Origin of the sequence: Hamadaea sp. NPDC050747 (genome assembly GCF_040654195.1) — a bacterium.
GTDB lineage: Bacteria > Actinomycetota > Actinomycetes > Mycobacteriales > Micromonosporaceae > Hamadaea.
Map to the genome: position 1 here is coordinate 464,428 of NZ_JBFAHM010000006.1, position 19,053 is coordinate 483,480.

12 protein-coding genes are annotated in these 19,053 nt (G+C 70.8%); 7 read left to right on the forward strand and 5 right to left on the reverse strand.

Annotated elements, in window-relative coordinates; genetic code table 11:
- Nucleotides 1–89 precede the first annotated feature (89 nt).
- Entirely contained in the window at nt 90–1,496 is a 1,407-nt protein-coding gene (locus AB0H43_RS17130; protein WP_360000306.1) for a GH1 family beta-glucosidase, read from the forward strand.
- Here the strand turns inward: AB0H43_RS17130 and AB0H43_RS17135 are convergent.
- Nucleotides 1,487–2,116, reverse strand: coding sequence for an HNH endonuclease family protein (locus tag AB0H43_RS17135; protein ID WP_360000307.1), 630 nt, complete (start codon nt 2,114–2,116; stop codon nt 1,487–1,489). The two genes, AB0H43_RS17130 and AB0H43_RS17135, sit on opposite strands and share 10 nt — an antisense overlap.
- Before the next feature lie 431 nt (nt 2,117–2,547).
- Here AB0H43_RS17135 and AB0H43_RS17140 point away from each other — a divergent pair, with 431 nt between their 5' ends.
- Nucleotides 2,548–5,544: a S8 family peptidase gene (locus AB0H43_RS17140; RefSeq protein WP_360000308.1), complete on the forward strand. Its 2,997-nt coding sequence runs from the start codon at nt 2,548–2,550 to the stop codon at nt 5,542–5,544.
- 258 nt (nt 5,545–5,802) lie between these two features.
- Here the strand turns inward: AB0H43_RS17140 and AB0H43_RS17145 are convergent, their stop codons facing one another.
- The gene (locus AB0H43_RS17145; protein ID WP_360000309.1) at nt 5,803–6,396 is read right to left on the reverse strand and encodes a dihydrofolate reductase family protein; all 594 of its coding nucleotides are present in this window, start codon (nt 6,394–6,396) and stop codon (nt 5,803–5,805) included.
- A 247-nt stretch (nt 6,397–6,643) separates the two neighbouring features.
- Here AB0H43_RS17145 and AB0H43_RS17150 point away from each other — a divergent pair, with 247 nt between their 5' ends.
- On the forward strand, nt 6,644–7,531 hold the full coding sequence (locus AB0H43_RS17150) for a hypothetical protein (RefSeq protein ID WP_360000310.1): 888 nt from the start codon (nt 6,644–6,646) through the stop codon (nt 7,529–7,531).
- Between the two features lie 114 nt (nt 7,532–7,645).
- Entirely contained in the window at nt 7,646–8,377 is a 732-nt protein-coding gene (locus tag AB0H43_RS17155) for a D-Ala-D-Ala carboxypeptidase family metallohydrolase (RefSeq protein WP_360000311.1), read from the forward strand.
- Nucleotides 8,378–8,432: 55 nt separating this feature from the next.
- Here the strand turns inward: AB0H43_RS17155 and AB0H43_RS17160 are convergent, their stop codons facing one another.
- The 3 genes from AB0H43_RS17160 to AB0H43_RS17170 all read right to left on the reverse strand — a co-directional run bounded on the left by AB0H43_RS17160 (nt 8,433) and on the right by AB0H43_RS17170 (nt 12,929).
- Nucleotides 8,433–10,643, reverse strand: a complete 2,211-nt coding sequence (locus tag AB0H43_RS17160; RefSeq protein WP_360000312.1) for an amphi-Trp domain-containing protein — start codon at nt 10,641–10,643, stop codon at nt 8,433–8,435.
- 170 nt (nt 10,644–10,813) lie between these two features.
- Nucleotides 10,814–11,857, reverse strand: coding sequence for a ScyD/ScyE family protein (locus tag AB0H43_RS17165; protein WP_360000313.1), 1,044 nt, complete (start codon nt 11,855–11,857; stop codon nt 10,814–10,816).
- A gap of 106 nt (nt 11,858–11,963) precedes the next feature.
- Nucleotides 11,964–12,929 (reverse strand): penicillin-insensitive murein endopeptidase, encoded by a 966-nt coding sequence (locus AB0H43_RS17170; protein ID WP_360000314.1) that lies wholly within the window; start codon nt 12,927–12,929, stop codon nt 11,964–11,966.
- A 339-nt stretch (nt 12,930–13,268) separates the two neighbouring features.
- Between AB0H43_RS17170 and AB0H43_RS17175 the strand changes: the two genes are divergently transcribed.
- From AB0H43_RS17175 to AB0H43_RS17185, 3 genes are all read left to right on the forward strand, one after another.
- Nucleotides 13,269–15,296: a bifunctional SulP family inorganic anion transporter/carbonic anhydrase gene (locus tag AB0H43_RS17175; protein WP_360000315.1), complete on the forward strand. Its 2,028-nt coding sequence runs from the start codon at nt 13,269–13,271 to the stop codon at nt 15,294–15,296.
- 101 nt (nt 15,297–15,397) lie between these two features.
- Entirely contained in the window at nt 15,398–16,012 is a 615-nt protein-coding gene (locus tag AB0H43_RS17180) for a disulfide bond formation protein DsbA (RefSeq protein WP_360000316.1), read from the forward strand.
- Between the two features lie 30 nt (nt 16,013–16,042).
- Nucleotides 16,043–19,039, forward strand: a complete 2,997-nt coding sequence (locus tag AB0H43_RS17185) for a BTAD domain-containing putative transcriptional regulator (protein ID WP_360000317.1) — start codon at nt 16,043–16,045, stop codon at nt 19,037–19,039.
- The last annotated feature ends 14 nt before the right edge of the window (nt 19,040–19,053 follow it).

Consider the following 19,053-nt stretch of genomic DNA (forward strand, 5'->3'; position numbering starts at 1 on the left):
GAGCGCTCTCCGTTCGTACGCTCATGTTTCGCCCTTGTCAAGCATCGATGTCTTGACAAGGCACCGGATCAGGCGGAATCCTCTGCTTCATGAATGGAGAGCGCTCTCCGGCATCTCTGGCCGGACTGGCGGAGCAATTCCCGGCCGGCTTCTGGTGGGGGGCCGCCACGGCTGCGTACCAGATCGAAGGGGCCGTCGCCGACGACGGGCGTACTCCGTCCATCTGGGACACCTTCTGCGCCCGGCCCGGCATCGTCGCGAACGGGCACACCGGCGAACGAGCCGCCGAGCACTACCACCGGTACGCCGGCGACGTCGCGCTCATGGCCGAGATCGGGCTGACCGCGTACCGGTTCTCGGTGTCCTGGCCGCGCGTCGTGGCGGACGGGATCGGCCCGGTGACCGAGGCCGGGCTCGCCTTCTACGACCGCCTCGTCGACGCGTTGTGCGAGCGCGGGATCATGCCCGTCGCCACCCTCTACCACTGGGACCTGCCGCAGGCGCTGGAGGATCGCGGCGGCTGGCTCGAGCGGGACACCGCGTACCGGTTCGCCGAGTACGCCGAGGTCGTCGCGAACCGTCTCGGCGACCGCGTCGGCCTGTGGTGCACGCTCAACGAACCCTGGTGCTCGGCGTTCCTGGGCTACGGCTCGGGCGCGCACGCCCCTGGGCGGGCCGACGGCGCGGCTGCCTTCGCCGCCGTGCACCACCTGCTGCTCGGTCATGGTCTGGCCACCCAGGCGATTCGCGGAGCCGCTCCCGACTCCCGGATCTCTATAGCGCTCAACCAGGGGGCCGTCCGTGCGGTGTCCGGCGATCCAGCGGATCTCGATGCGGCACGCCGGATCGACGGGTTGCTCAATCGCGTCTTCACCGACCCGGTACTGCGGTGTGCGTACCCCTTGGATGTGCTGGACGACACCGCGGCCGTGACGGACTGGCGGTTCGTGCGGGACGACGACCTGAAGGTGATCGGTACGCCGATCGACCTGCTGGGCGTGAACTACTACCAGCCCGACCTCGTCGGAGCCGCCGCCGAGCCGGTCACCGGGCCCTGGCCGTTCCCCAGCGCGGAGCGGGTGGCGTTCCACAAGCCGCCGGGGCCGGTGACCGCGATGGACTGGACCGTCGACCCGAGCGGGCTCACGGAGATGCTCGTCCGCGTCACCCGCGAGTACGACGTGCCGATCGTGGTGACGGAGAACGGCGCCGCCTACGCCGACGAGCCGGCCGACGGCCGGGTCCAGGACGCCGAGCGGACCTCATACCTCCAGCGGCACATTTCCGCGTTGACCGAGGCGATGGCGGCGGGCGTAGACCTGCGGGGCTACTTCGTCTGGTCGCTGCTCGACAACTTCGAGTGGACGCTGGGCTACGGCAAGCGGTTCGGCCTCGTCCACGTGGACTACGCGACCCAGCGGCGGGTGCTGAAGGACAGCGCCCGGTGGTACGCCGATCTCCTCGCGCACCACCGGGCGACCGGTGCTCAGCAGTAGGTCAGCATCGTGCTCAGAGCGGACTTCTCGGTGCTGTCGACGGTGAGGTTGTAGTACCACTTCACCTGGATCCACGCCCGGACGTAGGTGCACCAGAACGAGGTGAGCGACGGCTTCCAGTGCGCCGGGTCCTGGTCGCCCTTCGCCTGGTTCACATTGTCGGTGACCGCCCACAGCTCGGGACCGCCGAGATCGTTGGCGTAGGTCTGGCGCTGGGCCGTCGTCCAGGCCCACGCGCCGGACCGCCACGCCTCCGCCAGCGGCACCATGTGGTCGATGTCGATGTCGGCCGGATCGGTCCAGGTCGCGCCGTCGTAGGGGCTGTACCAGGAGCCCGCGGTCGGGTAGCAGCTGCTGTTGACGACGACACCGGTGCCGTCCCGCTTGAGCACCTGCTCCCGAGTGTTGCAGGAGCCGGTGATCGTAATCCAGTGCGGGAACAGATCCCGATCGTAGGTGGACTGGTGGGACTCGGCGGCCACGGTCAGCGCCGCGAGCCGGCTGACCGCGGTGGAGTACGACGGGATGTTGGGCGGGGTGGCGTTCGCGGGTGGCGCGGCCACGACCACGAGGACGAGGGCGACCGCCACACTCAGCGCGGTCTGAAGGGTTCTGCGCACGAGGGTTCTCCTGCCTGTCCGCGTACGCGGCCGGGCGGGGGTCTCCGGCAGGGGCGCGACACACGGATGCATTGATTGTGCGGAATATATAGGTCTTGCGCATCCTGGGTGGGTGCGCTTTCCGGTGAACTGCTCGCCGCGCGATCATGAACTTACGGTCGTGATCGACCGGCGTGCCGCGTCCGCCGGATCCTGATCGACTCCGTAGGTCCCTGATCGACTTTCCATCGATGCGCCACAGCCCGATTGATCAGTCGTTCGGGCGACAGGACTGTCGCGCCCGTGTCACGGATCAGGCTTGCGCTGTGGTGGCCGCGTCACGTGGGCAGCCGTTCGAGCAGGTCGCCATAGGTGATCACGGCGTTAGCGTCAACGAGCGGCGGCCCACCACATGGGAGTGAGGGGCCGCGACTCTCAGGAGGTATACCCCCGTGAATCTCCAGCGCCAGGCGGCCCACCGGCTCGCCGTGGGCGCGCTCGCCGTGGTCACGATGGCCGGTTTGACGGTCATTCTGAACGGCAGCGCCACCGCGGCCCCGGGCGGCGCCGCCGACACCGCCACGTACATCGTCCAGACGGCCGGCCAGCCGATCGCCACCTACGCCGGTGACCGGACCGGCTACAAGGCGACCAAGCCGGGCAAGGGCAAGAAGGTCGACGCCCACTCCCCCGAGGCGAAGGCGTACGCCCAGCGGCTGACGAGCGACCACGACGCGACGCTGCGCACCGCCGGGATCAGCACGTCCCGCAAGGGGTACGACTACCAGACCGTTTTCAACGGCTTCACGGCCCAGCTGACCAAGGCCGAGGCCGCTCGCCTCACCAAGACCCCGGGCGTGACCGGGTTGTGGGCGAACGAGACCGTCCAGGTCGACACCGTCACCACACCGAGCTTCCTCGGCCTCACCGGTGACGACGGCGTATGGCAGAAGCAGTTCGGCGGAGTCGCCAACGCGGGCGAGGGCGTCATCGTCGGCGTCATCGACACCGGCATCTGGCCGGAGAACCCGGCGTTCGCGGCGCTGCCCGAGCCTCGGCCGGACGCGGCGACGATTGCCTCGAAGTGGCACGGCACCTGCGACGCCGGCACCACGGGCGCTCCCGTGACCTGCAACAACAAGCTGATCGGCGCACGATTCTTCCGGGGCGCCGGGCAGAGCTCGATCCAGCCGGTCGAGTTCTGGTCCCCGCGCGACTACGACGGCCACGGCTCGCACACCGCGTCCACGTCGGCTGGTAACAACAACGTCCCGGCCAGCATCAACGGAGCGGCGGTCGGCTCGATCAGCGGCATGGCCCCGGCGGCTCGCGTCGCGGCGTACAAGGCGCTCTGGGAGAACCCGCCGGGCTCGGCCTCCGAGGCGAGCGGCGCCGTCTCCGACCTCGTCGCGGCGATCAACGCGGCCGTGACCGACGGTGTCGACGTCATCAACTTCTCGATCTCGGGCTCGACGACTGCGCTCTTCTACCCGACCGAGGTCGCGTTCTTCAACGCGGCTGCGGCCGGCGTGTTCGTCGCCGCCTCGGCGGGCAACAACGGCCCGGGTGCGAGCACGGTCGCGCACATCGCGCCGTGGGTCGCCACCGTCGCCGCCAGCACCCACCCACGGGGCAACCAGAAGACGGTCGTCCTCGGCAACGGCGCCCGCTACACCGGCGTCGGCGTCGTGCCCGGCGCGGTCCCGACGTCGCCGCTGGTCGACTCGGCTGCCATCCCGGCCGCCGGGCGGACCGTCGCCGACGCCACGCTCTGCATGCCCGGATCGATCGACCCGGCCCAGGCGGCCGGGAAGATCGTCCTCTGCACCCGGGGCACCAACGCCCGGGTCGAGAAGAGCCAGGTGGTCAAGGACGCCGGCGGTGTCGGCATGGTGCTGGCCAACCCGGCGGGCACCACCGGACTGGTCGGCGACTTCCACTCCGTTCCGACGGTGCACCTCGAAGCCGCCTCGGGCGGTGACGCCGTCAAGGCGTACGCGGCGACGCCGGGCGCGACCGCGTCGCTCACCGAGACCGACACCACTCCGGTCGAGGCGCCGATGATGGCGGGCTTCTCCTCCGCCGGACCGTCCCTCGCGGGCGGCGGTGACCTGCTCAAGCCGGACATCACCGCACCCGGCGTCGACGTCATCGCGGCGATCTCGCCGGCCAAGGACGGCAACAACTTCAACGCCGAATCCGGCACCTCGATGTCGAGCCCGCACATCGCCGGTCTGGCCGCGCTCCTCAAGAGCGCGCACCCCGACTGGGACCCGATGACGATCAAGTCGGCGCTCATGACCACCGCCGGGCAGACGACCAACTTCGGCAACCCGATCAAGGCGTCCGACGGCACCGTCGCCAACCCGCTGAACTACGGCTCCGGGCACGTTCAGCCCGGTGCGGCGTTCAACCCCGGCCTGGTCTACGACTCAGGCCCGGTGGACTGGCTGGCGTACGCGTGCGCCATCGGCCAGGCGGCCAGCGTCGGCGTGGACTGCAGCACCCTGCCGGTGATCGACGCCAGCGACATGAACTACCCGTCGATCTCGGTCGGCGACCTCGTCGGCTCGCAGACGATCACGCGTACGGTCACCAACATCACCGACCGCGACTCGAAGTACACGCCGACCGTCGTCGCCCCGGCCGGATTCACCGTCTCGGTGAGCCCGTCGGTGCTGAAGGTCGACGCCGGGCAGTCGGCCACCTACAAGGTGACGCTGACCCGGACCTCGGCCGCGCTGGGCGCCTGGGCGTTCGGCTCGATCACCTGGTACGACAAGGCCACGGGTCACCGCGACCACATGGTCCGCAGCCCCATCGCGGTCCGGCCGGTCGCGTTCGCCTCGCCGACCGAGGTCACCGGCACCGGCTCCGCGGCGATCTCGGTGAAGGCCGGTTACACCGGTACGCTCACCGCGTCGCTGGCCGGCCTCGCTCCGGCGACGGTCACGAACTACCCGCTGACCACGAGCGGTCCCGCGTTCGTCTCCACCGCGCCGGCCGCGTCCTCGCGTACGGCGAAGGTGACGGTCACGGTGCCCGACGGTTCCATCGGCCGGTTCGGCACGTACGCGGCGGACTACTCCGCCACCACGGACATCGACGTCTACGCGTACAACGCCGGCACGAACAAGGTCGCCGGGCAGGCCGCCGACGGTGACTCCGAAGAGCTCATCACACTCGGGCCGGGCACCTACGACGTCTACTACGACCTGTTCGCCGGTGACACGCTCACCACGATCAAGGGTCACGTCTTCCTGCTCGGCACGACCGCGACGGGCAACGCCACGGTCAGCCCGGCCAGCACCGCGGTGACCACCGGGCAGTCGCTCTCGGTGACCGTCACCGGCAGCGGCCTCACATCCGGCCTGCGGTACCTGGGCCGGGTCACCCTCACCGACGGCACGTCCACGCTCGCGCGGCCGTTCGTCACCATCACCGGCTGATTCCTCAACCCCATCGGAGCGGCCCGCGAGGTTCTTCCTCGCGGGCCGCTCCTCTTCGCCCAGCACGCTGCGGTGGTGGGCTTCCGTTGATCGCGGCGGACCATGATCAACGGAGGACTTGTGGGCTATGGCCCCGCGAAACCTCCGCTCATCACGGCGGACCATGATCATGGTCAATTCTGCGTTGCCATCGCGACATGGAGATGACCATGATCATGAAATCTGGCCGGATGCGCCTCGCGAACCGTGGCCGGCGAGTCACTTGCGGACCTGGTACCGCAGGTGCGTGACCCGGTCGCCGGGAACGATCGACACTGGACCGTCGAGCAGCACCGGAGCCGTCCCGAGGTGCTCGAAGAACGGCGTACCACTGCCCAGCAGGACCGGGACCAGGTCGACCCAGACCTCGTCGAGCAGCCCGGCGTCCAGGCATTGGCGCGCGATGGTCCCGCCGTTGACCCCGACCACGCGGTCCCCCGCGATCTCGGCCGCCTTGGCCACCGCGGCCTCGATGCCTTCGGTGACGAAGACGAAGTTCTCGTCGGCCGGCGCCCAGCCCTCGGGGACGCTGTGGGTGAGGACGACGACCGTCCGGTCCAGCGGATGACGCCCACCCCAGCCCTTGACCAGGTCGAACAACCGGCGGCCCACGACAAGTGAGCCGGTCTGCGCCACGTACGCGGTGAGATAGTCGGCGCTCGCCCGGCTGAGCTTGAAGGTCATGTCCGAGGCGGTCGGCACCTCGACGTCCCCGTTGAAGTACCACTCGAAGAGGTGATCGAAGCCGCTCTCGCCCGGACCGGCGATGTAGCCGTCGAGGGACATGCTCGCGCCGGTGTAAACCTTGCTCATCTCAATGCTCCTTCGGTGTCACGGTGCTTATACCCATGCGTCGGACGGCGCCCGCCGGAAACGACACCCGCGCCAGACTTTTTCCCGGGTACGCCTCGCCAGGCGGCAGGCCCCGTCCACCAGGAGTCAGGGACACCGGAACCGGGTGGCAGGGCGCCGCCGCCGAGTCGAGCCGCGAACCGCCGGAATCGGCGACTCCCCGCGTACGCCGCTGGTCCTAGCATCGGCGCATGCAGATGGGCTGGGCATGACCGCGCCCGCCGGCTCACCCTGGCGATTCAACGCGCCGCCGGGCTGGCCGGTGCCGCCCTCGGGCTGGACGCCGCCGCCCGGGTGGAAGCCGGACCCCTCGTGGCCGCCCGCACCCGCCGGCTGGACGTTCTGGATCCCGGCGCAGCGAGCCCCGCTGGCCGCGGCACCACCGATCCCGCAGACCCCGGTCGCCGCACCCCAGATCCGCCAAGCGCCGGTCGCCGCGCCCCAGAGTCCGCAAGCCCAGGTTGCCGTCGCGCCGCAGATCCGCCAAGCCCCGCCGGCCGTCGTGTACACGCCCACCACCTACGCCTCACCGCGCAAATCAGGGCTCAGTACCGCCGTCAAGATCCTCGCCGGGTTCATCTCGCTGGTCGCCGCGCTGGCCTCGATCTGGTTCGGCTACCGGGCACTACCGGAGAAGTACACCGCCGAGCAATGGCGGCAGAAGGCGTTGGCGACCTGCGAACGGGACTTCGCCGACGTCCGGTTCTCCATCAACGGCGTACTGCTCAAGGTCGCCGCGGCGATGGCGACGCTGCCGCCGCCAGGTCAGGTGGACCAGGGGATGACCGAGGCGGGCAACGCCCTCAGCGACCTGGCGAAGGCGCTGCGGCGGTTCAGCGCCGACCTTCGGGAGATCAAGGTGCCCGACGACTTGCCGCGGACGGACCTGGACGCGTACCTGACGGTGACCGGTCAGCTCACCGGAGGCATCGAGCAGATGGCCGATCTCCTGGTGCAGTACCAGATCGGCAACGCCACGCCCGAGATGATGCAGCAGACCATGACCACGATGAACACGATGTCGCAGACGACGATCCCCCAATGGGGGAAGGCCGCGCAGCGACTCGGTCTGGATACCTGCGTGCCAACCTCTTGACCAATGGTCGGCAATAATCTTCAATGTGTCTCTGCCGGATGAAATCCGGCACCGTCCATCAAGGACGGCATCGCGCAACTCCGCCCGCAACCCCCACGGAACCAGGAGTCAACGATGCTCAGACACGCCCTCAAACTCCTCACCACGCTCGCCCTGGCCGCCGGGTTCTCCGTCACGGCCCTGGTGTTCACCGGCGCGCCCGCGCACGCGGACGGCTGCTACACCTGGGGCCGGACGCTGTCCCAGGGAATGTCCGGCGAGGACGTACGCCAACTCCAGATCAGGGTGTCCGGCTACCCCGGCTACGGCGCGGTCCTCTCGCTCGACGGCGCGTACGGGCCGGCCACCGCGGCCGCCGTCACGCGCTTCCAGCAGGCGTACGGGCTCTCCGCGGACGGCGTCGCCGGACCGCAGACGTTCAACCAGATCTACGCCCTGCAGGACGACGACTGCACCCCGATCCACTTCTCCTACGCCGAGTTGAACAAGTGCAACTCGGACTGGTCGGGTGGCGCCGTCTCGGCGAGCACGGCGAAGTTCAACGCCCGCGTCACCATGTGGAAGCTGGAGGCCCTCCGCAAGGACCTGGGCTCTCCGCTGTACATCAGCAGCGGCTTTCGCAGCTACTCCTGCAACAGCGCGGTCGGCGGCTCGTCCACCAGCCGCCACCTCTACGGCGACGCGGCTGATCTGACCGGTGCGCCGTCGTTCTGCACCATGGCTCAGCGCGCCCGCTACCACGGGTTCGCCGAGATCCTCGGCCCGGGCTACCCGGACCACAACGACCACACGCACGTCGCGAACCGCGCCAGCCAGTACTGGTCCGCGCCCAACTGCGGCATCTGATCGCGCGGGTCAAGCAAAGGAGCGGCGGCGCACGGCCGCCGCTCCTTTCTTTCCATCAGTACGCCTGACGCCACGGCCCGCCCGGCTGCTGGTGCCGGGGGCTCGCCGGTTCGTCTTCCGGGATCTCCGGCTCGGCCAGGGTGTCCGCCTCGGCCGCGGGCGGCTGAGCGGGCTGCGGAACGACCGGAGCGCCGTAGACCCCGCCGACCGGAACAGGGCCGCCACCGTGCACCGGAGCGCCCTGGCCGCCACCGTAGACAGTGGACGTCGGCCGGTACGCCGGCGGAGTGTTCGGCCCGCCCGGGTAGCTCGGCGCGGTCGGCTGCACACCCGGAACCGAAGCGGTCGCGACATACACCCCGGGAGTCTTCTCAGCCACGACGGCGGCGTCGCCGTCCCCCTCGGCGGCCGTCTCCGCCGCCACCTCCGCGGCCGCTCGAGCGGCCGCGGTGCCGCCAAAATGTGCTGCCTCACCGTCCGTCGAATCCTCGTCGCCGATGGCGGGACCAGCAGCTGCCGCTACCAGGGCGCCCGCACCTTCGCCTTCGTCCGACGCCTCGTCGCCGACCTCGTCACCCGCCTCGGCATCCTCCGCGGCCACGACGACCTCAGCAGACTCATCCGCAGCGCCGTCACCCTCGGCCGCGCCATCGGCCTCCGCGACTACCTCAGCGGCATCGCCAGACTCGTCGCCCGCTTCGCCGTCCTCGGCGGCGGCCAGCGCGTCCACGGCCGCAACAGCGTCGTCGCCCTCAGCGTCATCCGCCCCAGCAACAACCTCAGCGACATCGTCGGACTCGCCATCGCCCTCAGCGTCGTCGGCAGCGTCGTCGCCCTCAGCATCGTCGCCCTCAGCGTCATCCGCCCCAGCAACAACCTCAGCGACATCGTCGGACTCGCCATCGCCCTCAGCGTCGTCGGCAGCGTCATCGCCCTCAGCATCGTCGCCCTCAGCGTCATCCGCCGCAGCAACAACCTCAGCGACATCGTCGGACTCGCCATCGCCCTCAGCGTCGTCGGCAGCGTCGTCGCCCTCGGCGAGATCCGCCTCCGCAACAACCTCGGCCTCGTCGCCGGACTCAGCGTCGCTGTCGGCAGCCACGGCGTCCTCGTCAGCCTCATCGGAGTCGTCTGCCGCTTCGCCGTCCACGGCCGCAACAGCGTCGTCGCCCTCGGCGCCAACCGCCTCAGCAACCAACTCGGCGACATCGTCGGACTCGTCATCGCTCTCAGCGTCATCGGCAGCCACCGCGTCAGCCTCAGCGACGACCACCCCCGCATCGCCAGTCTCGTCATCGCCCTCGGCGTCATCGGTCGCAGCGACATCCGCGGACTCGTCGCCCGCTTCGCCGTCGTCAGCAGCGGCCAACGCGTCCACGGCCGCAACGGCGTCCTCGGCTTCAGCGTCATCGCCCTCGGCGACAACATCCGCAACAGCGTCGTCGCCGTCGGCGTCATCCGTCTCCGCGACCACCTCAGCGACATCGTCGGACTCGTCGCTCGCTTCGGCGTCCGCGACGGCCGGTGCGTCGACGGCCTCGACGGCGTCCTCGTCCGCTGCGCCATCCGCCTCCGCGACGAGGTCAGCAGCCTCAGCAGCGTCGTCGCCCTCGGCGTCGTCCGCCGCAGCGACAATCTCGGCGACCTGCGCGGCCTCGGCAGCATCGTCGGACTCGTCGCTCGCTTCGGCGGCCTGTGCGTCCACGGCCTCGACGGCGTCCTCGTCCGCTGCGCCATCCGCCTCCGCAGCAAGGTCAGCAGCCTCAGCAGCGTCGCCGTCGCTCTCGTCGGCTTCGGCCTCTGCTGAGATCTCGGCGGTTTCGTCGGACTCGGAGTCTTCGTCGGCTGGAGCGTCATCGGCCACAGCGACAACGACAGCGGCCCCGGCCCCGGCTTCGTCCTCTTCGGACTCACCGTCAGCGTCAGCATCCACAAGGGAGCCTGCCACCACGGCGGCGGCCACTGGAGCGGCTGCGACCTCGGCCGACTCGGAATCGGAGGACTCGGCGGACTCGGCCGTTTCGGTGTCCTCGGCGGCATCGTCGGACTCGGTAACGGTCCCGCCCCAGGTCACCTCGATCTCGATGGAGGTCTCCGGGCCTTCGCTCTCGATTTCCAGTTCACAGTGGACGTTGTCGGCCACGGAAACGGTGCCGCCGGCGCCGAAGAACACCTTGCCGCCCGAGTCCAGCTGGTCGGCGATAGCCCGCAACCAGGCTGCCAGATCATGTCGCGAGATGACGCGCGAGTCCTCGAAGATCTCCATGGCGAGCATGTTTGCACAACCGTGCACCTACCGCGTCCACCCAGCGGAGGAACCATGGCTGAACAACTCCGGACGGCACACGAGTCAATCATGATCGGGTCACCGATGCCTGTCGGGAAACCGGTTCCCGCACCAGATATCGGTGACCCGATCATGAAGCACCGCGACCGTTAGAGCGGTACGCGTACGATCTGCCCGCCGCCGGCGCACACGCCGCAGTCGCTGATGTAGGCGTACCCCTCGTGCAGAGCGAGACCACCGGGGAGGACGAGGCCGCCGGCGATGGTGACCGGCGACTGGCCCGGGCGGATTTTGAGCAGCCGGCCGGACGGTACCGGGCTGAGCAGGCCCTCGTGCGCGATCTCGAGCGCGTAGAGGGTGCCGTTCGGGGCGATCGCGACATCGATGAGGTTGGTCAGGCCTTGCGCGACGATCTGCGGCTGGTGGCCGGGGACGACCCGGTAGATCCGCGCTGCGCCCTTGGGGAACGGGAAGCCGGTGAGCTGCGCGACGTAGTACGCCCCTTGGTAGTAGGCGACGCCGGTCGGCACCGCCTGGAAGCCGTCGCGCTCGGGGAAGACCGCCAGCGTCTTGATCGCGCCGGAGGCGGAGACGCCGAGCAGGCTGTTGCCGCCCGCGTCGGTGACGGCCAGGCCGCCAGGGCCGGGCACGACGCTCTGGGGGTTGGAGTCGATCTCACCGCCGTCGGGATTGTGCGCCTTCTCGTACGCCGAGATGTCGGCCACCCGCTTGAGCGTCGGCGCGGGCGTGACCGGGCCGGGGACGAACGTGAAGAGGCTGCCGAGCTTCTGGCCGGCGGCGGGCAGCTGAGCGCGCAGGTCGGGGTTCGCGCCCAGGCCGGTGGTGAGCAGGCCGAGGCCGAGGAAGCTGACGTCGGACGGGCCGATCGCGCCGGAGCCGTCCGGGGCGGCGAGTGACGGCAGGCCGGTGACGACCCGGGTGAGCGTGCCGTTCTTGATCCGGGCGAGTGCTCCGGTGGTGCCGAAGCAGGATTCGCCGCCTTCGGGGCCGGGGAAGCAGGGGCCGTTGCCGCCCTTGCCGGCCTCGGCGACATAGAGCGCGCCGTCTGGGCCGAAGGCCAGCCCGCGCGGGTTGTTCAAGCCTTGGACGACGACAGTGGTCGGCGCCGCGAAGGCGGGTGTGGGGGCGAGCGCGGCCGCCAAGGCGACCGCGCTCGCGACGAGTACGCGCACGAAGATCCTCCGATGTGTCCGGCCCGCCGATCCGCGGGCTCTCTCGGCGATCAAATCGCACTAAAAAGGGCAGACCGTGTCACCACGCCGAAGAAGGCGTCCCAGGTCAGCAGTCGTAGAGCGAGTTCGGATGGATCTTCTCGCAATAGCGGATGTGAATGTGATTGTCGTGCCCCTCGTACGCCGAGGTCAGCCCTTCACTGATGAGCGTCGGATCGTTGAACCAGATCGCCATGATGTGCCCGGGCGCGGCGGCCCGGATCATCTGCACCAGCTGCCGGGTGGCGGCCCGGTCATAGGTGGACGACTCCCAGGTGATGCGCCCGGCGGTGCACTGGGCGTCGTCCGTGCGGATGGGCCAGACGTCGACGTCCAGCCCGACCTCGTGGCTCGCGTGCCCGGCGATGTCACCCCCGTGCTCGAACCCGGCGTCGCCGAGCGGCAGCTTGCCCTGGCCGGTCGCGGCGAAGTCGGCCGCAGCCTTCTCCACCTGACCGATCGCAGCACCGGTGGCCCAGTTCGCCGTTCCGTTGCCATCCGGGTCCTGGTCGCACATGTTCGTGAAGACCGGGTAGTCGTAGTGCCAGACGAGGTTCTTCCAGGTGATCGGCCCGGCGATCCCGTCGATCCCGATGCCCGCGTGGGACTGGAAATTGCGTACGGCGGTGTTGGTGGCGGCGTCGAACGAGCCGGAGACCGCCAGCGAGAGGTTGCGCTTGGCGTTCAGCTCGACCTGCAGCGCCTTCACCGCGTCGTTGGCCGCGCCCTGGCCGATCTGCACGACCAGGGCGCCCCAGGTCGCCGGGCCGACGATGCCGTCGACGCCGAGCCCTTTGGCCGTCTGGAAGGCCTTGACGTTCGTGACCGTCCCGGAGTCGAAGACACCGGTCAGGGCGGTCGCCTGCCCGTGGTACGCCAGCAGGTGCTGGATCGCCAGCACGTCCGCGCCGCGGTTGCCGCTGCTCTGCGTCGGGAAGAACGCGTTGGCGTACGCCTGCGCCGGGGCGGCCGCCGTCAAGGCCGCCGGGACTGCGGCGACCAGCGCCGTCAGGAGGAGAAGGAAGCGTCTCATGGGAGGGATTTTCATCTCTGCTAAACGATATGTAAATGCATCACATCGATGGGTGTTGCGCGATGTGCCGGAGTCGCGGCGCGCGTTATCCGGGATAACGCTGCCTCGAAGGGTGCCGAAGGCCGCGTTATCCCGGATAACGCGAGGAACCCGCGGGGAACCGCACCCGCGAGGAACCCGGGACGCGGGAAGCTCAGGAATCTGCCAGCGACACGCGGTCGCGACGACGCCCCGATCCGCAGACCGCCTCGCTACGATGCACCGCCAAATGCCCGAAATGCGAAGAATTGCGCCCGGGCGTGCGAGACACCCGCGAGGGTGTCCGAAACGGGGGTGGAGATGTCTTTACGAAGAGAGTTCCTGGCGGCCGACCTGCCGGCCTCGATAACGGTGGCGCTGCTGGCGGTGCCGTTGTCGCTCGGCATCGCGGCGGCGTCCGGTGCGCCGCCGATCGCCGGGCTCGTCGCGGCGGTGGTCGGCGGCCTCGTGGCGGGCGGCTTGAGTGGCGCGCCCTTGCAGGTCAGCGGCCCGGCGGCCGGGCTGACCGTGATCGTGCTCGGCTTGGTGGCCGACTACGGCTGGGCGACGATGTGCGCGATCACGCTGCTGGCCGGTCTCGTGCAGGTGGCGGCCGGGTTCACCCGGCGGGGCCGGTTGGCCTTGAACCTCCCACCGGCGGTGGTGCACGGCATGCTCGCCGGGATCGGCGTGGTGATCGTGCTGTCGCAGTTGTGCGTCGTACTGGGCGTACCGGGGCAGGAGACGCCGCTGCGGAACCTGGTGAGCCTGCCGACGGCGCTGAGCCTCGACCGGATCGAGTCCGTCGCGGTGGGGGCGATCACCGTCGGCGTACTGCTGGGCTGGCCGCGTCTGCCGTATGTGCGGCGCGTCCCGGCTGCGCTCGCTGCGGTGGCCACAGCGGCCGCTGTGGTGGCGGTGCTCGGCTGGCAGGTGCCGCGCCTGAACCTGCCGAGCGACCCGTTCGCCGCGCTGACGCGCCCGGTCCTGCCGACCGGCGACTGGGGCGGCCTCGCGCTCGCGGTCCTCACCGTCGCCCTGATCGCCAGCGTCGAGACGCTGCTGTCGGCGGTCGCGGTGGACAAACTGCACAGCGGCCCGCACGCCGATCTCGATCGGGAACTGCTCGCCCAGGGGGCGGCGAACACGGTCAGCGGGCTGGCCGGCGGGCTGCCGATCACCGGCGTCATCGTGCGCTCGTCGGCCAACGTGGCGGCCGGGGCGCGTACGCGGGCGTCGACGATCCTGCACGGGGTGTGGGTCGCCGCGCTGACCCTCGCCGGGGCGGGGCTGCTCGAATTGGTGCCGCTCGCGGCGCTGTCAGCGCTTCTCGTCGTCGTCGGCGCTCGCCTCGTGAATCCGGGGCACATGCGGGAGCTGCGCCACCATCGGGAGATCCTGCCGTACCTGGTCACCGCGATCGGTGTGGTCGCCGTCAATCTGGTCGCCGGGGTGGCGCTCGGGGTCGCGACCGCGGCCGCGCTAGGTCTCTGGCGGCTGAGCCACAGCCAGATCAGCCTCGACGGCGACCACCTGAAGATCAGTGGGAGTCTGCTGTTCTTCACCACGGCTCGGCTGACTCGCGTACTGCGGGACATCCCGCCGGGCCGCAACGTCCACCTCGATCTGCGGGCCGACTTCCTCGACCACGCGGCCCAGGTCGCGCTGAGCGGCTGGGTCACCGACTATCGGCGGCGCGGCGGCAACGTGGCGGTCACCGATCCGAGCCATCACCTGACCGCCGGGAAACGGCCCGCCCGCCGCAAGCCGGTGCACCGCTGGCTCGCCCCGCATCACGTCACGCCGCGGCTGGAGACCGGGCTGCGCTCCTACCACGCCCAGCACGCGCCGCCCGCCGTGCTCGGCCTGCTCGCGGGCGGCCAGCAGCCCAGCCACATGTTCATCGGCTGCGCCGACTCGCACATCGTGCCGCACCTGATCACCGGCAGCGGTCCGGGCGACCAGTTCTGCGTGCGCAACATCGGCAATCTCGTGCCGCGTCACGGCGAGGATCCCGGCATGGACACCGCCGTCGACTACGCCGTGACCGTCCTCGGCGTGACCACCGTCATCGTCTGCGGGCACGCACCGTGCGGCGGCATCCGCGCGGCGCTGCGTACTCGGCACGGCTGGCTCCGGCACGCCGCGCTCGGTCCGTCCACCATGGACGACGCGGCCCGGCTCAACGTCGTGGCCCAGCTCGACAACCTCGCGACCCATCCTGCCGTGGCCACCGCGGGCTCCGCCGGGCGCCTGCGCCTGATCGGCTTGTACGCAGACACCGTGAACGGAACGGTCGCGCGCGTCGGGCCGGACGGCGTCCTGCTCGATCCCGAGCCGCTGCACTGAGGCGGCCGCACGGGTGGCCCGGAGCTCCTGGGTCACCCGTGTGATGTGACGTGGCTCTCCCGCTCCTGGCGGTTGGTTGAATCCTGAACAAAGCTGGACGCATGACGACCTCCGCCGACATGTGGTTCGACCCCGTCTGCCCCTGGGCCTGGATGACCTCCCGCTGGCTGCTGGAGGTGGAACGCGTACGCGACGTGCGCGTCCGCTTCCACGTGATGAGCCTGTCGGTCCTCAACGAGGGCCGCGACCTGCCGCCGGAGTACCGGGGGCTGCTGGACGACGCGTGGGGTCCCGTCCGGGTGGCCATCGCCGTCGCGCAGCAGCACGGGGACGAGGCGGTGCGGACGTTCTACACCGAGATCGGCACCCGCATCCACCTCGAGAAGCAGGAGCGCGGGCGCGACCTCTACGTCGCGTCGCTGGCCGCCTCCGGGCTGCCCGTCGAGCTGGCCGACGCGGCCGACGACCCCTCGTACGACGAGCCGCTGCGGGTCAGCCACCACGAGGGCATGGACCCGGTCGGCGACGACGTCGGCACTCCCGTCATCCACGTCCCCGGGCCGGACGGGCAGCTGATCGCGTTCTTCGGCCCCGTCGTCTCCCCGGCCCCGCAGGGCGAGGCGGCCGGGCGGCTCTGGGACGGCGTACTGCTCGTCGGGGGGACCGACGGCTTCTTCGAGCTGAAGCGGACGCGTACGCGCGATCCGATCTTCTAAGGGAGCCGATCTTCGGCGTACCATCGCGACGTGCTCGACGCAACGATCTTGGGAACGCTGAAGATCTGCGTCGACGGCGAACCGGTCCGCCTGGCCCGGCGGCAACAGCGGCGCATGCTGGGCGCACTGCTCCTGACGCCCTCGGTGGAGATCCCGGCCGACCGGCTGGCCGGGATCCTCTGGGAGGAGGCCGAGCAGCCGCTCTCCCCGGCCGCGACGATGTCCACGTACGCCTCCCGCATCCGCCGGGATCTCGGTCCGGCCGGCCCCGTGCTCGGATCGGGGCCGGACGGCTACATCCTGCGGATCGAACCGTCCCAGGTGGACGCCAGCCGGTTCCTCGACCAGGTACGCCAAGTGTCGGCAGTGGACGATCCGGAGATCCGGGCCGACCGGCTCCGCCAGGCGCTCGGGCTGTGGCACGGGCCGGTGCTCGCCGACGCCTTCGACGACCGCTTGCGCGACCGGCTCTGCCTGCACCTCGACAGCGCTCGCGCGGCCGCGTACGAGCTGCTCTTCGAAGCCGAACTGGCCCGCGGCCGGCACGCGGAGGTGCTGGCCGACATCGTCTCCGCCAGTGACCTGTACCCGGATTCGGAGCGGCTGGTCCGGCACCGGATGGTGGCCCTGGCGGGCTGCGGGCATCGAGCCGACGCGCTGCGGGTCTACCGCGAGACCCGGCAACGGCTGCGCGACGAGCTGGGCCTCGACCCGTCGGCCGACCTGGAGCGGCTGCACGAGCAGCTGCTGCGCGAACAGCCCGCCGACCGGCCGGTGCCCCGGCAGTCGGCGCCCCAGGCCGGGCGGCTCTACGGGCGCGGCGGCGTGCTCGGGGAGATCGACGCCTACCTGGATCGTCATCGGGCCGCCGACGATGTGACCGGCCCGGCCGGGATCCTACTGACTGGACCGCCGGGAGTCGGCAAGACCGCGGTGGCGCGCGCGGTCGCCGAGCGGCGGCGCGGCGCGTTTCCCGACGGCGTCCTCTACGCCCGCCTGACCGCCGCCGACGCCCGGCCGGTCGCGACGGAGACGGTGCTGCGCCAGTTCCTCCGGGATCTGGGCTGGCCGGCCGACCTGCCGATGAGCCGGGCCGAGCTGGCCGAGCGGTGGCGTACGGTCACCGCCGAGTCGGCGATCCTCCTCGTGCTGGACGACGTGGTCGGCGCTGAACAGGTACGCGACCTGCTGCCGGGTGGCCGCTGCGGTGCGGTGATCGCCACGAGCCGGGAGGACTTCGGACGGCACGACGGGTTGCGCGTGCTGGCGATGTCGCCGCTCGATCCGGCCGCCGCCGCCGAGATGCTGCGCGACCTGGTCGGCGAGGCGCGGCTGCCGGGCGAGACGATCGACGACCTCGCCGCGGCCTGCGGACGGCTGCCACTGGCCTTGCTGACGACCGGGGCGGCGGTCGCCTCCCGTCCGCAGTGGACGGCCGAGGAGATTCGCGCCCGGCTTGGCCCGCCCACGCCGTTCGCGCTCGGCGGCGCCTTGTCGCGCAGCGTCGACGGCCTGTCCGAGTCGGCCGCGCGCGTCCTGCGCCGGCTGGCCGAGCTTCAGTGGACCCGATATCCGGTGTGGCTCGCCCCGCTGCTCGCCCCGGACACCGGGCGTACGCCGGACGGCGCGTGGCGGGAGCTGGTCGCGGCGAACCTGCTCGACCCGGCTGGATTCGTCTGCGGGACACCGACCTACGAGATGCATCCGGCCGTCCGCCACTTCGTCCTCGACCGGGGTGACCACACCGAGCTGACCGACGCGATCCTCACCGTCGTGTACGCCACGCTGACGTGGTCGGTCGCCGTCGCCGACGGCGCCCTCACCGCACGGCACTTCCCCACCCCGGTCGTGGCGGCGTACCCGCTCGCCGCCGACGAGCGGCAGGTGGCCGCCGATCCGGTCGCCTGGCTCGACGGGCACCTTCCGGCGATCCAGACCGGCCTGGTCCAGCTGGCCAGCCGAGGCCGGTACGCCGAAGCAGCCGACTTGGCGACGGTCGCCGTCAACTACGTGACGAGCTGCGGCGGACCGGACGATCTCCGGCTGCTCGCCGAGGCCGCTCAGGAGGCGGCGGCTCAGCCGGGGGTGCCCGCGGCGACCCGGGCCGCTGCGATGCTCGCGTACGCCGGGGCGCTGCGCGGCAAGGAACAGTATGCCGAGAGCATCCAGGCTGCCCGAGCCGCGCGCCGGATGTATCTCCGGCTCGGCGACCGGCATCGGGCCGCCCTGGCCGCCTCCACAGTGGGCAGTTGTGCCCGCGTACGCGGTGACCGGCGGACGGCGTTCGCCGCCGGAGCGGCCGCGGTCGCCGGGCTCGCCGCGCACGTCACCGGTCAGCACGGGTCGGTCTGGCTCGCGTTGGCCAACTCCGGACGGGAGTTCGGCGCCGACCCAGCCGCCGTACGCCAGCTGCTCGACGTGGCGGTCTCCGCCTTCCACCTCGGCGGCGACGTCGCCGGGCAGGCCAACGCGCTCGCCATCACCGCGGTGATGCTCCTGCACGAGGAGCGGGCCGACGAAGCCGTCAAGGTTCTCGAAGCGGCCCACGACCTGCTCGCCCCGGCGGGCGACCGGGTGAACCGGCCGTTCATCGCGATGTACCTGGCCGAGGCGCTGCTCGCCGCCGGCCACCCCGACCGGGCCTGCCGGTACGCCGTGACCGCCCGCCAGCACTTCAGCCGCATCGGGTTCCACATGGGACTGGCCCGGTGTCTCGGCGTGCTCGGGCAGGCCGAGCTGGCCCGCGACCGGCCCGACCTCGCCCTCCCCCAGCTCCGCCAGGCGCTCGACCACGCCGAGATCGCCGGGAACGCGCACACCATCGGCTGGACCCGGTTCCAGCTCGCCCGGGTGCTGCTCGCGGCCGGCTCGCCGGACGACGCCCGGACTGTCGGCGAGGAGGCGTTGGCGACCTTGCGGGCGATCTCCTCGTTCCGCGTCGCCCGCGTCGAGGACTGGCTCACCCATGCGGTGCCGGATCAACGTTCTCCGTCGAATCTTGCCCCAAGATTCGACCCGGAACCCTGATCCAGCCCCTACGG